Annotated in this window: 18 protein-coding genes; 14 read left to right on the top strand and 4 right to left on the bottom strand. The window is 37.0% G+C overall.

Annotation, left to right across the window (positions count from 1 at the left end; translation table 11 throughout):
• The 5 genes from RT445_RS17410 to RT445_RS17390 all read left to right on the top strand — a co-directional run.
• On the top strand, positions 1-838 hold an 838-nt coding region (locus RT445_RS17410; protein ID WP_313471089.1), incomplete at its 5' end, for a carbohydrate kinase family protein.
• A 20-nt stretch (positions 839-858) separates the two neighbouring features.
• Positions 859-1,296, top strand: coding sequence for a protein-tyrosine phosphatase family protein (locus RT445_RS17405; protein WP_274795212.1), 438 nt, complete (start codon positions 859-861; stop codon positions 1,294-1,296).
• Positions 1,297-1,415: 119 nt separating this feature from the next.
• The gene (locus RT445_RS17400) at positions 1,416-1,619 is read left to right on the top strand and encodes a PLDc N-terminal domain-containing protein (RefSeq protein WP_016992404.1); all 204 of its coding nucleotides are present in this window, start codon (positions 1,416-1,418) and stop codon (positions 1,617-1,619) included.
• Entirely contained in the window at positions 1,616-2,500 is an 885-nt protein-coding gene (locus tag RT445_RS17395) for an ABC transporter ATP-binding protein (protein ID WP_312507191.1), read from the top strand. Before RT445_RS17400 ends, RT445_RS17395 begins: the two co-directional genes overlap by 4 nt.
• On the top strand, positions 2,497-3,279 hold the full coding sequence (locus tag RT445_RS17390) for an ABC transporter permease (protein ID WP_313471088.1): 783 nt from the start codon (positions 2,497-2,499) through the stop codon (positions 3,277-3,279). The genes RT445_RS17395 and RT445_RS17390 overlap by 4 nt, the downstream gene beginning before the upstream one ends.
• 54 nt (positions 3,280-3,333) lie before the next feature.
• Here the strand turns inward: RT445_RS17390 and RT445_RS17385 are convergent, their stop codons facing one another.
• Both RT445_RS17385 and RT445_RS17380 read right to left on the bottom strand, forming a co-directional pair.
• On the bottom strand, positions 3,334-3,987 hold the full coding sequence (locus RT445_RS17385; RefSeq protein ID WP_312507193.1) for a GAP family protein: 654 nt from the start codon (positions 3,985-3,987) through the stop codon (positions 3,334-3,336).
• Complete coding sequence (locus tag RT445_RS17380; protein WP_312507194.1) at positions 3,977-4,750, bottom strand: MerR family transcriptional regulator; 774 nt, start codon at positions 4,748-4,750, stop codon at positions 3,977-3,979. Before RT445_RS17380 ends, RT445_RS17385 begins: the two co-directional genes overlap by 11 nt.
• A gap of 189 nt (positions 4,751-4,939) precedes the next feature.
• On the opposite strand from RT445_RS17380, the gene RT445_RS17375 reads away from it, so the two are divergent.
• Complete coding sequence (locus RT445_RS17375; protein ID WP_312507195.1) at positions 4,940-5,278, top strand: hypothetical protein; 339 nt, start codon at positions 4,940-4,942, stop codon at positions 5,276-5,278.
• Entirely contained in the window at positions 5,259-5,645 is a 387-nt protein-coding gene (locus tag RT445_RS17370) for a CBS domain-containing protein (protein ID WP_312507196.1), read from the top strand. The genes RT445_RS17375 and RT445_RS17370 overlap by 20 nt, the downstream gene beginning before the upstream one ends.
• 24 nt (positions 5,646-5,669) lie before the next feature.
• Here RT445_RS17370 and RT445_RS17365 read toward each other — a convergent pair whose 3' ends face one another.
• A complete protein-coding gene (locus tag RT445_RS17365) occupies positions 5,670-6,389 on the bottom strand; it encodes a YetF domain-containing protein (protein ID WP_274795218.1) in 720 nt (239 codons plus the stop codon).
• 106 nt (positions 6,390-6,495) lie between these two features.
• On the opposite strand from RT445_RS17365, the gene RT445_RS17360 reads away from it, so the two are divergent.
• Positions 6,496-7,701 carry an MFS transporter gene (locus RT445_RS17360; protein ID WP_312507197.1) on the top strand — a complete coding sequence of 402 codons (1,206 nt, stop codon included), beginning with the start codon at positions 6,496-6,498 and terminating at the stop codon, positions 7,699-7,701.
• Positions 7,702-7,728: 27 nt separating this feature from the next.
• Here the strand turns inward: RT445_RS17360 and RT445_RS17355 are convergent, their stop codons facing one another.
• Positions 7,729-8,415 (bottom strand): adenine nucleotide alpha hydrolase family protein, encoded by a 687-nt coding sequence (locus tag RT445_RS17355; RefSeq protein ID WP_274795220.1) that lies wholly within the window; start codon positions 8,413-8,415, stop codon positions 7,729-7,731.
• Positions 8,416-8,982: 567 nt separating this feature from the next.
• On the opposite strand from RT445_RS17355, the gene RT445_RS17350 reads away from it, so the two are divergent.
• The 6 genes from RT445_RS17350 to RT445_RS17325 form a co-directional block, all read left to right on the top strand.
• The gene (locus RT445_RS17350; RefSeq protein WP_312507198.1) at positions 8,983-11,394 is read left to right on the top strand and encodes a Na+/H+ antiporter subunit A; all 2,412 of its coding nucleotides are present in this window, start codon (positions 8,983-8,985) and stop codon (positions 11,392-11,394) included.
• On the top strand, positions 11,384-11,806 hold the full coding sequence (locus tag RT445_RS17345) for a Na(+)/H(+) antiporter subunit B (RefSeq protein ID WP_312507199.1): 423 nt from the start codon (positions 11,384-11,386) through the stop codon (positions 11,804-11,806). The genes RT445_RS17350 and RT445_RS17345 overlap by 11 nt, the downstream gene beginning before the upstream one ends.
• A gap of 3 nt (positions 11,807-11,809) precedes the next feature.
• A complete protein-coding gene (locus RT445_RS17340; protein WP_274795223.1) occupies positions 11,810-12,148 on the top strand; it encodes a Na(+)/H(+) antiporter subunit C in 339 nt (112 codons plus the stop codon).
• On the top strand, positions 12,141-13,646 hold the full coding sequence (locus tag RT445_RS17335; RefSeq protein ID WP_312507200.1) for a Na+/H+ antiporter subunit D: 1,506 nt from the start codon (positions 12,141-12,143) through the stop codon (positions 13,644-13,646). Before RT445_RS17340 ends, RT445_RS17335 begins: the two co-directional genes overlap by 8 nt.
• Positions 13,646-14,128: a Na+/H+ antiporter subunit E gene (locus tag RT445_RS17330; protein WP_274795225.1), complete on the top strand. Its 483-nt coding sequence runs from the start codon at positions 13,646-13,648 to the stop codon at positions 14,126-14,128. The genes RT445_RS17335 and RT445_RS17330 overlap by 1 nt, the downstream gene beginning before the upstream one ends.
• Positions 14,128-14,319 (top strand): monovalent cation/H+ antiporter complex subunit F (locus RT445_RS17325; protein ID WP_313471084.1); only part of this gene is annotated, 192 nt, incomplete at its 3' end. The genes RT445_RS17330 and RT445_RS17325, both read left to right, overlap by 1 nt.

Below are 14,319 nucleotides of genomic sequence, written 5' to 3'. Positions count from 1 at the left end.
GGTTAATGTTGCAGCTGGTATTAGCCGTATTGGAGCGCCATCAGCCTTAATTACAATTACCGGAGATGACGAGGGTTCTCAATTTGTGCGTGATGGACTTGCACAAGAGGGGGTAAAGCTAGATTATGCTATATTTAATCCGGCTAAGCGAGTAAGTGGTGTATATGTTCATCTAACAGAAGCGTGCGAGCGAATTTTTAAAGATTATGTCGATGAAACACCGGACTTACAAGTCGAACCATCACAATTAAATGAAGCAGCCTTTAAACACGCCTCAGCTTTAACAGTATGTTCAGGTACTATGTTCCATCCAACAGCACTTGCTACAACTCGAGCTGCTGTAGAAATGGCAAAGGACAAGGGTGCAATTATTGCGATGGATGCGAATATTCGCCCCTTACGCTGGAGTAGTGAGGAAATTTGCCGAGAAACAATAACGTCATTTTTTGAAGATGTAGATATTTTAAAGGTGACAGATGATGAATTATTCTTCCTGACAGAGACAACGAGCTTAGAAGAAGGTATTGAACAACTAAATAGCTATCTTGTCCCTATTATTCTAATCACAGTAGGAGAAAACGGAACTTACGCCGTGCTGAATGGTGAGGTTATCCATGTACCTACTGAGAAAGTAGTGCCAGTGGATACTACAGGTGCAGGAGATGCATTTATGGCAGGTGTATTACGCGATGTCCATTACAATGGGTTACCTACGACGAAAGAAGAACTAGTTCGTTGTACAAGCTTTGGAAATAAATTAGGGGCATTTGCTGCTACGAAAGCAGGGGCATTAACCGCTCTACCGTATTATGAGGATATTAAGCATTTACTGAAATAAACATATGGAGTGGGTAAAGTATGGAAAAAAACTATGATGTTTTAGTAAAAGATCAAATATTCTTTGGTGGTGCAAAGGATGCGGAGGCTGCATTTGCACAAGAATCAGTAGATGTAGTGATAGATGTTCGTGTTAAGGGGCTTTCATCACAAGAGCAAGAAGCTGTATCTTATGCATACAAGCATATGCCTATTGCAGATGAAGATATTGAGGTAGCACCTTCCATTCAACAAGTAGCGAAAGAAATTGCTACAGCCTATGAGGCAGGTAAGAAAGTATATGTCCATTGTGGCAGTGGTGGTGGTCGTGCAGGTGTTGCCGCAACAGCCTTGTTAATGGAGCTAGGAATGGCTAATTCATTAGAGGAAGCGGAAACAGCAGTAAAAAAAGCTCGTCCACAAGTAACCATTCGACCAAAAATGGAAGATGCTTTGCAACAACTATATAAACAAAGCTAGAGATGAAGATGTACCGATGATGGTGCATCTTCTTTTTTATTCCTTGTCATAAAATTGTTCTATACATATTAGAACAAAATTGTTATAGTAAATATATAACAACTAATGGGGTGATCTGTATGATGGAGGAATTAGCGAAGGTGCCATGGGCTGTTATTGCGCCACTTATCATTGTCCAAATTATTTTAATGATTGTAGCACTTATAGACTTACGTAAAATACATGCAACCAACGGTCCTAAAATTTTATGGGTATTTATTATTATATTTGCTAATTTATTAGGGTCCATTGCGTACTTTATTGTAGGGAGAAAGCAGTCATGACAACATTACTTCAAGTAACGGGTTTAACAAAGCAATTTGCAGAGCATAAAGTTGTGGATGATATTCATTTTACTTTAGAAGAAAAGACTTCTACAGCTTTAATTGGTCCAAATGGTGCTGGTAAAACAACGACATTATCCATGTTAACTGGTCTTTTAAAACCTACTGCTGGGAGTGTAAGAATGCTGAATGGGGATGTACGTTCGAATATAGGGTTTTTGCCACAATATCCTCAGTTTCATCCTTGGCTTAGTGCATTAGAGTTTACCGAGATGGCTGCGAGGCTGAATGGTATCACAGCAAAAAAGGCTAAATTAGAAGCACAAAAAACATTGGAGTTTGTAGGGCTAGGAAACGCACAACATAAAAAGATTGCTACTTTTTCTGGTGGAATGAAGCAACGTCTAGGTATTTCCCAGGCAATTGTGCATAAGCCTAAATTACTGCTATTAGATGAGCCTGTTTCAGCATTAGATCCTGTTGGTCGTAGGGAAGTCCTTGATTTATTAAAAGGATTGCAACAAGAGACAACTATTTTATATTCAACACATATTTTAAATGATGCCGAGGAAATGACAGATCAGTTATTATTCTTGCAGGATGGCAAGCTAGTAGAGCAAGGAACATTACGTGAGGTACGCCAACGTTTTGATGAGCAAAGTTATGTAGTTGAATTTAATAATGAAGAAGAGGCAAGGCTATTTGTAGGCCCAACAGAAAGTGTAAAGGGATGCTATGTGTATATAAATATTTTGAATGAAGAGCCAACGATGAAGGAGTTATTGCACCGTTTAAGTATATGCCCATATACGATACGAAAAGTGGAGAGACAAACAGCATCTTTGGAGGAAATTTTCATGAAGGTGGCGAAAAAAGCATGAGGGGATTCAGTGTACTTCTAAAAAAGGAATTTAGAGAGGCTTGGCGGAGCTGGAAATTTCTATGGATACCTCTTGTGTTTGCTCTGCTAGGAATGAGTGACCCGCTGACAAATTATTATATGATGGATATTTTAAATGCTGTTGGGAACGTACCCGAAGGCTTTGAAATGTTAGTGCCAGAATTAATGCCAGTTGACTTAATACAAGCTTCTATAGGACAGTTTCAAACAATAGGATTATTAGTGATGATGGCTACTTTTGTGGGTATCATTAGTAAAGAACGTGCTAGTGGGATGGCTACCTTATTATATGTCCGCCCGATTTCTTTTGGCGCCTATTTTATGAGTAAATTTATCGTTATGAGCTCAGTTGGCTTTGTAAGTATTTTAGCTGGCTTTGCGGCGAATATCTACTACACTAGTATCCTATACGGAACTTTAGAAGTTGGGTCACTGTTTGCAATCTTTTTTACGTATTATGTGTGGCTACTATTCGTCATCGCTGTAACCTTAATGATGAGTGCCAGTTTTAAAACTATTATAGCTACGACATGTGCCTTTACGGTTATCTTTGTAGGACAAATAGTAGATATGATAGTGGGTCTTTTTTGGACAATATCTCCTTGGAAATTAGCGAGCTATGGAACTTTGCTAGCTCGAGGCACAATGGCGATGTCAGATTACTGGTGGAGCCTGATAATTACTGTAGCACTGACAATGCTCTGTATTAGTATTGGGATCGTCATGATGAAGAAAAATGCGCCTATGACAAAAATATAAAGAAATAAAAACGGTAAAAATCCCTTTTTGACGGATATTTACCGTTTTTTTATTTTAGATCATGCCACCATTGATTAACAAAATTAGGCCAACAAAAAACATAATCCATGAAAGGGCAGAACTTGTACTTTGTTCAAAAAGTGATTGAATTTTTCTTAAGGGCTGATGCATATATCGACGGAATAAAAGATGGAAACAAAGCAGGATGATTCCAGGTGTAATCATCATCAAATTGTAACCTGCCAATATTGGTAACCATTCATAGAACGATAAATGATGGCTCGTTAAAATGCCAATTGCTGCAAAGTAAGGGAGAGCTGTTGCAACTTCTAAAATAGAGGTAGTGAAACCTAGGGCTATCATAGCACTAACATGTAAAGTTTTTGGTCTAGGTGCTCCCGTTGTCTTTTTCTTTGGTACTAGCCAACTACCTATGAATAAAATTCCGCCCACAAAGGTCATGGTTAAACGAGCAGAGTAGCTGCTTAGCAAATTAGCGATTGGATCAAATATGACATCTAGACCCAGCATTAGAAAAATGCCAGTGCTAAAGTAAAATAGTGCAACAGTTATCAAATAGGTAAGGACAAGTCGCAATTGGTGCTTTTTAGCCACAAGTAATAAATAGACGGTAACACCAATAATAGAGGGACTAAACATATCTAATAAAGCTAAAGCGCCAACCAACAACAGTATTTCATTGCTCATACTTAGGATCACCGAATGCCTTTTTTGTTTCATAAACATGGAAAGCCTGTTCGATAAAATGCAGAAAATCCTCCTCTAAGGGATATAATCCGATCTGTTCAGATTTTTGAGGAGACTTACGTATTGCCCACATTTTTTCTAAAAATTCTTCATTTCCTTCGAATTCTATTTGTGACTTTTCCATCATTCGTTTAATAATGTTCTGTACTGAAACTGCTTCAGGGCTCTCATTACTAAGTTGTTCTAACTGACCTAACAAACCAATCCATTCTAAAGTATTGGGATCATTACGATTGACATTAGGAAGTTTTTGAAGAAGTTCTATTTCGGCTGCTGCAAAAATTTGCTTACACAATGCTTGCTTGTTCCCTTGATCTCGATTGGAAAGCTGAATAAATTTTTGAATAAGAGACTCAGTTAACCCTCCCTCAATAGCTGAAGCATTCTTTAATCCGTGTATAGCGTTCTCCATCTGTTGAAGTTTTCTTTGCTCTTCTATTAGAAAAGCTAATTGCTGATCTAAGCTAGCTTCCCAATCCCACGTATTATGAAGAAGTGTTTGAATTTCTTTTAATTTAAATCCTAATGCTTTTAAAAATACGATTTGCTGTAGTGTTTTCAGTTCATTCTCACCATAAATCCTATGTCCTCCATCAGTCCTTGTTGTTGGAAGTAATAATCCGATCTCCTCATAATAACGTAATGTTCGAACAGATATACCAGTTTGTTTTGATACAGTGTGAATCGTAAGCAAAATAACCATCCCCTCTCCTGTTATTGCCATTATACAAAATGACGTAACGTAACTTTCAAGAGGGAAAATACATACAAATGCTAACAAAATTACTTTCTTGGAATTTCCATAACTTAGGAATATAATGGGGATGTAACTCGAAATTTGTCAAATAACTCGGAAAATAAAAAGATCATGTAGAAAGAAGGTTTATACAAAGTGGGAACTGAAAATTCCGATCGTTTTCTGACAGCGTTTAATCGGATAGACCATAGATTAAGAGATATCGTAGGCATAAAGGATTTTATGCCATTTTATCGGCTTATTGATCAAGCGAAGAAAAAAGAGGTATTAGTGAAAAAATATGAAGATGATTTACGCTCATACGCTGATTTGCGAAATGCCATTGTACATCATCGTACGGCTTTAAACTATGTTATTGCAGAACCACATACTGATGTTGTAGAAAGAATTGAATACATAGATGCTACTCTTGCTAAGCCTATGCTTGTAGGGCAAATGTTTCGAAAGAGAGTCTTTGTTTTTCAAGAGAAATGATTCATTAGCACATGTCTTAAAAGTAATTCGCCAACGAAAATATACACAGTTCCCTGTCTATTATAATCGACAATTTAAAGGACTTATCACAACCGTAGGAATCACCAATTGGCTTGCTTCAAAGATGGGTGGAGATCATTTACCGAAAGGTATTCCGACGTTGTATGATATTTTAATGCATGAGAAAAATAGGGTGAATTATAAATTCGTCAGTAGATACATTACGATTTATGAGGCAGAGGAAATATTTAAACAGGGAGTAGAAAGAGGTAGGCGTTTTGAGGCATTATTAATAACGGAGCATGGCAAACCACATCAAAAATTAATTGGAATTATTACACCATTAGATATTGTTAAAATTGATTAATAAAAGAACGAGACAAACAAGCAATTATGGGCTTGAATGTCTCGCTTTATCTTTTAAGCTGATATATAAGGAACCATTTGTTTGAACTTGTGCAAAAAAGACATCCTCAACTGACTGCACGTTTTGCTTTTTTAACTTTTTCATTACCCAGTCTTCTGTTAACTCAAGCTCCACAATATTCTCCTTAATAAGCTGACCATCAGAAATAACCTCAGTAGGTAAATAGGTAGGTGGCGAAACATCTGCTTTAACATCCTGCTTCGTAGCAACTTGTTCAGATGTTTTTTGCAGCACACTAAGCTTCCCGTTTGTTTCAAGCAATGCGTACTGGACGTCCTGTACAGAGAAAATGGCTTGCTCTCGTAGCATCATTGTTAGTTCGTCCATATGCAAACGATTTTTCTTTAAAGCTGATTCTAAAATAAGACCATTTTGTACAACAATCGTAGGCTTGTCATCAATCAGTACGCGTGCCTTTTTAGACTTAATTGTAATAATGGTCATTAAATAAGTTAAAGCACTCCACCAAATAAGGGAAATCATACCGTCTAAAAAAGGCGTTTCTTCTTGTGAGGCAATTTCTGAGGCAATCGATCCAAATGTGATACCCGTAATATAATGGAAGAACGTTAGTTGACCTAATTGCTTCTTCCCAAGGATACGAGCCAGAATAAGTAAGACAAAAAATGAAAGCGTTGTTCGAAGAATCATTTCCCAAAAATGAGCATGAATAAAGCTTTCCATGCATATATCAACTCCTTTTACAGCTGTCGAAACATAGCTTGTGCAAAATGATTGATAGTATGCGACAATCAAAAATAACCAAAATTTATAAGAGCGAGGTGGCAGCATGAATAATCAATTAAATGTGGCAAATCCTATCTATCCAATAATGATTGCAATAGGTGTTGCTCACCTAATCAATGATACGATGCAAGCAGTAATACCAGCGATGTTTCCGATATTCAAAAGTGAGTTAGGACTGACCTTCACACAAATTGGACTCATATCATTTGTCTTAAATATATTTGCTTCTGCCTTACAGCCTATTGTAGGGTTTGTCAGCGATAAAAAGCCAATGCCATATGCGTTACCGATAGGAATGATAAGTTCTTTTATAGCCATTGCTATTATTGCGTTCACAACACAGTATTGGATTATTCTTATTGCAGTATTATTTTTAGGCTTTGGTTCGGCAATTTTTCACCCAGAGGGATCTAGAGTATCATTTATGGCAGCAGGCTCTAAAAGGGGACTTGCTCAATCTATTTATCAAGTTGGAGGAAACTCAGGGCAAGCTCTTGCACCATTGATTAGCGCCTATATTTTTGATATTTTTGGTCAGCGTGGTGCAGCAATCGTATTAGTGGCGGCAACTTTTGGAATTATATTATTAAGTAAGATTGCAGGATGGTATAAGAAACAATTGGAGCAAGAACGTGAGGCGAAGAAAAAACGTGTTTTAGTTTCATCATTGCCACCTTTAACAAAGAAACAAGTAGGGATTGCTTTAACTTTATTGTTTACTATTATTTTTGCGCGATCATTTTATACAACAAATATAACAAGCTTTTACGTCTTTTATCTGATGGATCATTATGATGTCAGTCTACGACTAGGGCAAATACTTATTTTCCTCTTCATGGCATTTGGGGTAGTAGGTACATTTTTCGGCGGCTCTTTGTCTGACAGGATTGGGAGGAAAAACGTCATCATCCTTTCTGTTGTAGTACCAATGCCATTTTGTTTAGCATTACCTTATGTGCCATTATGGGCTGCTATGATCTTTTTAGTCATTATCGGTACATTGATTATGATTAGCTTCTCCGTGACAGTGGTCTATGCACAGGAACTCGTCCCTACAAAAATTGGCACAATGGCTGGCTTAACGACAGGCTTTGCCTTTGGTATGGGAGCAATAGGTGCGATGGTTATCGGTGTATTAATGGATCATAAGGGTATTGATTTTACAATGATAGTTGTTTCGTTATTACCTTTATTATTGTTAGTTGCTTTCTTCTTACCGAAGGATAAACCCGCATCTCCTGTAGTTTAATAAAAAAACGCGTCTAGGACGCGTTTTTTATTGTCTTAATGGGGCTAAAAATTCGGCAGGAAGCTTCTCTTGATCGATCACATAGCCTTCTGAAATATGGACTTCATGCATTTTATCGTTGTAAGTGAACTTGAAAATGCCATTATCAAAATCTGTGCCGATTTCCTTGAAAAATATCCCTTCAATCGATACATATTTAGGGCATGTAAAGGCTACTTTGAAGTCTTCCTGCTCTTTAATTAAGTAAGCACGTACTCCTTTTTCGTATGTTTCATTTGCATCATCATCTGTTGGACGTTGAACAGCAACAATATGAAAATCCACAAAAGGAACTTCTTTTAACAGAACGTTGAGGAAAGAACCTTTAGTAATTTCCTCCCACCTGCTTTGAGCGCTTTGCCCTACGATAATTTGAGAAATTCCATAATTTTTTGCGACTTCTGCAATTACTTTCTGTATGGGGCGTTTTTCATTATCTTGCAAAATGAATTTTTCAACCTCTAGTTCATCTGATAACTTCTTCCACTGCTCAATATAACTAGATTTCTCTGCGTCAAATGCATCAAGGGGTTGCGAATCGACTGAAAGAATATAGAGTGGGCAATCTAGCATGGAGGCCATCTTGTGACCACGACGTATTAAACGTTCGCCATTTAAGCCGTAGTAAACGCAAACTAATATACTTTCATCCAAACGCCCTTTTACATGCTTCATAAAAAATGTACACCTCTTATCTGTTGATATTTTATTAATTTCACTGCTGATTTTGAAAAAATTATCCTAAAACAGCTAAATTCGATGCTGTTACAGTGCATTATGCTCATTTATATTGTATACTTTAAAATGTATAAAAGTTAACGAAAATATATTGGAAAACCCTTGAAGGATAAAGCTTAAATCAATGATTTATAATTATTTAATTTATGCATCATGTGCATCAAAGATAAATTGCTTCCATATGCCACACTATTATGCAGGGAGTTAAAAATATAGTCAAGTGTCTTCATTGTGCTGATATAATTGAGTTGAATTGATTTGCGACCGTATAAATTATTTGATTTTCCACAAGTTATTTAAGCTTGCATCGGGTTAGATGTAACAAAGTAACTAAAAAGGATCCATTTGTTAGGCATTTTAATACCCCGCACCTTCCAATTACAAAAATTTCAAGAATATATCTAATATGTTACTTAGCTTAAACAAAATTCTAAAGTCTTAGCACTTATTATTCCAATTCACCATAAAAATTGCTAGATGATTTTGATTGTAGGAGGTTTTCATTTGGTTACAGTTCTCATTGCGATACTTTTGCCATTTGTTTGTGCTGCTCTAATCCCATTGCTTTATAGGCGACTAAGGCGTGTTACACATCTTGGCTGGTTTGTTTTATCCGTTCCATTCATCTTGTTTGTTTTACTCGCGCGCTATATTCCTCAAATTGCCGAGGGTAAGACGTTTATCCATACATATGAGTGGATTCCCTCTTTTAATATAAATTTCACAACTTATCTTGATGGACTCAGTATGATTTTTGGCTTGCTGATTACAGGAGTAGGTAGTTTAGTCATTTTATATTCTATTTTTTATTTATCAACGAAAGAATCTCTTCATCATTTTTACTGCTATTTATTACTATTCATGGGCGCTATGCTTGGCGTTGTTTTTTCAGATAACTTAATGATATTATACACATTTTGGGAATTAACAAGTGTGTCATCATTCCTATTAATTGCATTTTGGCATCATAGAAAGGCATCACGTGCAGGAGCAAAAAAAGCAATGATGATTACAGTCTTTGGCGGACTATCAATGCTTGCAGGCTTCTTAATGCTCTATGTAGCTTCCAATACATTTAGTGTTCGTGAAATTGTGGCCAATGTAGAAGTTATACGTGATCATGCACTATTTACTCCCGCACTAATTTTAATTTTATTAGGGGCTTTTACGAAATCGGCACAATTTCCATTCCATATCTGGTTACCTGATGCAATGGAAGCGCCAACTCCAGTTAGTGCTTACTTACACTCAGCCACGATGGTTAAAGCAGGTATTTATTTAGTTGCGCGTTTTTCTCCAATCTTTGGTGGAGAATCAATCTGGTTCTGGCTAGTGAGCGTTATCGGTTTAGTAACGTTATTCTGGGGCTCCTTTAATGCTGTTAGACAAACGGACTTAAAAGCTTTATTAGCCTTTTCTACAGTAAGTCAGCTAGGCTTAATTATGAGTCTATTTGGCCTTGGGTCTGTTGGACATTATTATGGCTATGCAGAAAGCTCGATTGTGTATACACAAGCAAGCTTTGCGGCACTATTTCATCTTGTCAATCACTCTACATTCAAAGGTGCTTTATTTATGATGGTTGGAATTGTCGATCATGAAGTAGGGACACGAGATATCCGTCGTCTTGGTGGTTTAATGTCTTTGATGCCTGTAACTTTTACAATTGCAGTAATCGGAAGCTTCTCAATGGCAGGATTACCGCCGTTTAATGGTTTCCTAAGTAAAGAAATGTTTTTTGCAGCTGTATTGGCTATAAGGGATGTAGAAGCTTTCTCTATTGCTGATGTAGGTTTATTTTTCCCATTCATAGCATGGGTGGCAAGTATCTTTACCTTTGTTTATAGTATGATTTTAATTTTCCGTACATTTTTGGGTAAACTACAGCCTGAAAAAATGGATCGAAAACCACACGAAGCCCCATTTGGCATGTTAATTTCACCCATTATTTTATGTTTATTAGTAGTCGGTATCTTTTTCTTCCCAAATGTGCTCGGCCACTATATTTTAGAGCCTGCAATGGCAAGTATTTATCCTACATTTCCGTCCTCAAGTGAATTAACGCCACATATTCATGCATGGCACGGCATTAATGCAGAGTTATGGATGACGTTAGGTGTCATTATTATCGGTATTATCTTATTTAAAACATTAAAAAGTTGGAAGCCACTGTATCGTATATTTTCTCAAAAGTATACGTTTAACACATACTACAATCGATTGATCGAAATTAGTGAAAATGGCTCTGAGAAGCTCACTCGTAAATATATGACTGGCAATTTAACGCATTATTTTGTCTATATATATGTATTTTTCATTGCGCTTATAGCTGGCTACTTTATATGGTCAGATGCAATGACCTTTCATTTTGACATGGACTCGGTCATTGAGTCTTACGAGTTAATTCTTGTGTTTGTTATGATATTTGCGGCTGTTTGGATGATATTTGCAAAGGGCCGGGTTACAGCGATGTTGTTAAATGGTGTTTTAGGCTATTCCATTGCATTTTTCTTTGTTATTTTCCGTGCTCCAGATTTGGCTTTAACACAATTAGTTGTTGAATCGGTAACAACCGCTCTATTCCTTCTATGTTTTAAATATTTACCGGATTTAATGCCTGAAGCGCCTCCTAAAAGGGTGCAATGGTCAAAAGCGGTGATTTCTATTTTTGTTGGGGCAACCGTAACGATGGTTGGATTAGCAGTAGTGCACTACGACCGCTTTGAGCCAGTGTCCACTTATTTTAATGATGCCTATGAGTTAGCAGGTGGTTCCAATATTGTTAATACAATTTTAGGGGATTTCCGTGCCTTTGATACAATGCTTGAGGTTGTGGTTCTTCTGATTGCTGGCTTAGGGGTTTATACATTAACGAAGCTTAAGCCACGAAAGGAGGAAGCGGATCGTGAAAATTAATGATGTGATATTAAGGACAGTCACAAAGGCAGTCGTGTTCATTATTTTAACACTTGGCGTGTACTTGTTCTTTGCTGGTCATCATGCTCCAGGTGGTGGCTTTATAGGGGGCCTTGTGTTAGCTTCTGGCATTGTTTTATTATATCTCGCTTATGATATAGAGACTGTTCATAAAGGAATGCCTTTCGATTTTAAAAAGGTTGCTGCTCTTGGTGTTTTTCTTGCGACTGGAACGGCAATTGGTGCATTGTTTTTCGATGTGCCATTTTTAACGCAGACATATACGTATATAAATGTTCCGATATTTGGAAAAATGGGCTTTTCAACCGTAACTATTTTTGAAGCGGGTGTCGCATTAACGGTTGTAGGTGTTGTTGTAACAATTATTTTAAGTATAAGTGAGGATGAGTAGCCAATGGAATCTTTAATACTTGTTTTAGTCGGTATATTAGTAGCTGTTGCGACGTACTTAATCCTCTCTAAGCAGTTATTGCGTGTAATTTTAGGAACAGCTGTTTTATCTCATGCTGCCCACTTACTGATTCTGACAATGGGGGGTCTTAAAAAAGGGGATGTACCGTTATTAGGGGAATCAGAGGGTCCTTATACAGATGCATTACCACAGGCATTAATTTTAACAGCCATTGTTATTAGCTTTGCTGTTACAGCTTTTGTTCTCGTTTTAGGCTATCGAGCGTACAAAACAAATGGATCAGGTAATTTTGATGAAATGAGAGGTACGCCGGATGAGTAATATGATTGTTTTACCATTAATTGTACCGGTAATTACTGCCATTTTACTGGTATTTTTAAAAGAGCATGTTATTTTACAACGCATCATTAGTTTACTGACTTTAAGCTTTATCGTTATTATTAGCATCTTTTTATTACTAGAGATTCAAGAGCAAGGTGTGATGCGAATTGATTTTAGTGGTTGGGCACCACCTTTTGGTATATCGTTTGTTGCAGATTCTTTTGCAATATTATTAGTATTAGTGGCCAATCTTGTAGCTGTTATTTGTATGCTATATGCAATTTTTACAATGGAGCTTGGATATGAAAAGATGTATTTTTATCCATTTACTCTGCTTATGGTTGCAGGGGTTAATGGTTCATTTTTAACAGGGGATATTTTTAACTTATTTGTATGCTTTGAAGTAATGTTGCTCGCTTCTTATACATTGATCAGTCTAGGTGGCGAAAAAATTCAACTACGAGAAGCATTAAAATATGTGTTAATTAATATTGTTGCTTCTTGGATTTTCTTAGTAGCATTAGCCTTTCTATATGGTACAGTTGGTACTTTAAATATGGCCCATATTTCTGTTCGTGTCATGGAGGCAGGAGCGAATCCTCTCATTACAACAGTGGCGCTAATATTCTTAATCGTCTTTAGCTTGAAGGCTGGACTTTTATTATTCTTCTGGTTGCCTGGCTCCTATAGTGTACCACCAACTGCCATAGCGGCTTTATTTGCGGCATTATTAACAAAGGTTGGGATATATGCACTTGTGCGGACGTTTACATTGCTTTTCCCTAATAACACTGAAGTGACACACATGGCTCTTGGTATAATGGCAGGGATAACGATCGTAGCAGGTTGTATCGGTGCTCTATCAGGGCGCGATGTTAGAACGATTGCTTCATACAATGTGCTAATTGGAGTTGGATTTATAGTCACTGGTTTAGCGATTGGTACAGAGTCTGCTTTACAAGGTGTTATCTATTATTTAATGCATGATATGGTTGCTAAGGCAATGCTTTTTTTAGCGGTGGGCATGATGATTTATGTTACGGGGGAAACGGTCATAGATAAAATGAGTGGGCTTATCCGGAATTATCCCTTTTTTGGATGGATGTTCTTCATCGCCATGTGCTCATTAGCAGGTATACCCCCTTTAAGTGGCTTTTTAGGGAAAGTTTTAATCGGACAAGGAGCAATAGAAGGAGGCCATTTTGTTCTATTAGGTCTAGGATTTTTCTCTAGTTTAATTGTTTTGTATTCACTGCTGCGAATATTCCTTTCCTCCTTTTTTGGAGAAACCATTATTAGCTTGGAAGATGAAAAGCCATTACCCAAGCGAATTTTGCTACCTATAACATTACTGGCTGCTTGTACAATTGGCTTAGGAATTGGAGCAGAGAAATTGGCTCCTTTTGTAACGGATGCGGCAGAAACACTTTATACCCCTTCCATTTATATTGATGCAGTATTAGATGGGGAACTATGGCAAGGTGAGGTGAATAAATAATGGCAATGCAGTTTATATTGAATTTATTTATTGCAACACTTTGGTTACTCTTACAGGATGAAGTGACACCCCAATTTTCGACATTTTTAATGGGCTTTATCGTAGGAGTGGGTATTTTATATGCTATGCACCGTTTTTATGGCACCCAATTTTACTTGCGACGAGTATTTTCCATTATAAAGTTATTATGGCTTTTTAATTGGGAGCTATTTTTATCAAGCTATAGCGTATTAAGACAAATTACAACGCCAAAGCTTACTATTACACCTGGTATTTTCACTTATAAAACAGTATTAAAGGGTGATTGGGAAATTACAGCACTTGCATTATTGCTTACACTAACACCAGGTTCTGTCGTTATGGAAGTATCAGAAGAGGGGGATGTTTTTTATATTCATGCCATGGATATTGAACAGTCCAAAGATGCTGTCATACGCTCTATTGGGAAATTTGAACAAGCAATAATGGAGGTGACACGTTAATGATTGATAATATTTTACTTTTAGCACTGGCTTTCTTTAGTATCTCCATTGCATTATCACTGTACCGTGTTATTCGTGGTCCATCAATGCCTGATCGAGCTATAGCTCTTGATACAATTGGCGTAAATCTATTATCAGCCATTGCCATCGTATCAATAATTTTAAAAACAAAGGCATACCTAGAAGCTATT

This window comes from Lysinibacillus sp. (genome assembly GCF_032093475.1).
GTDB classification, from domain to species: Bacteria; Bacillota; Bacilli; order Bacillales_A; family Planococcaceae; genus Lysinibacillus; species Lysinibacillus irui.
This window is presented reverse-complemented; position numbering and strand designations above follow the sequence as displayed.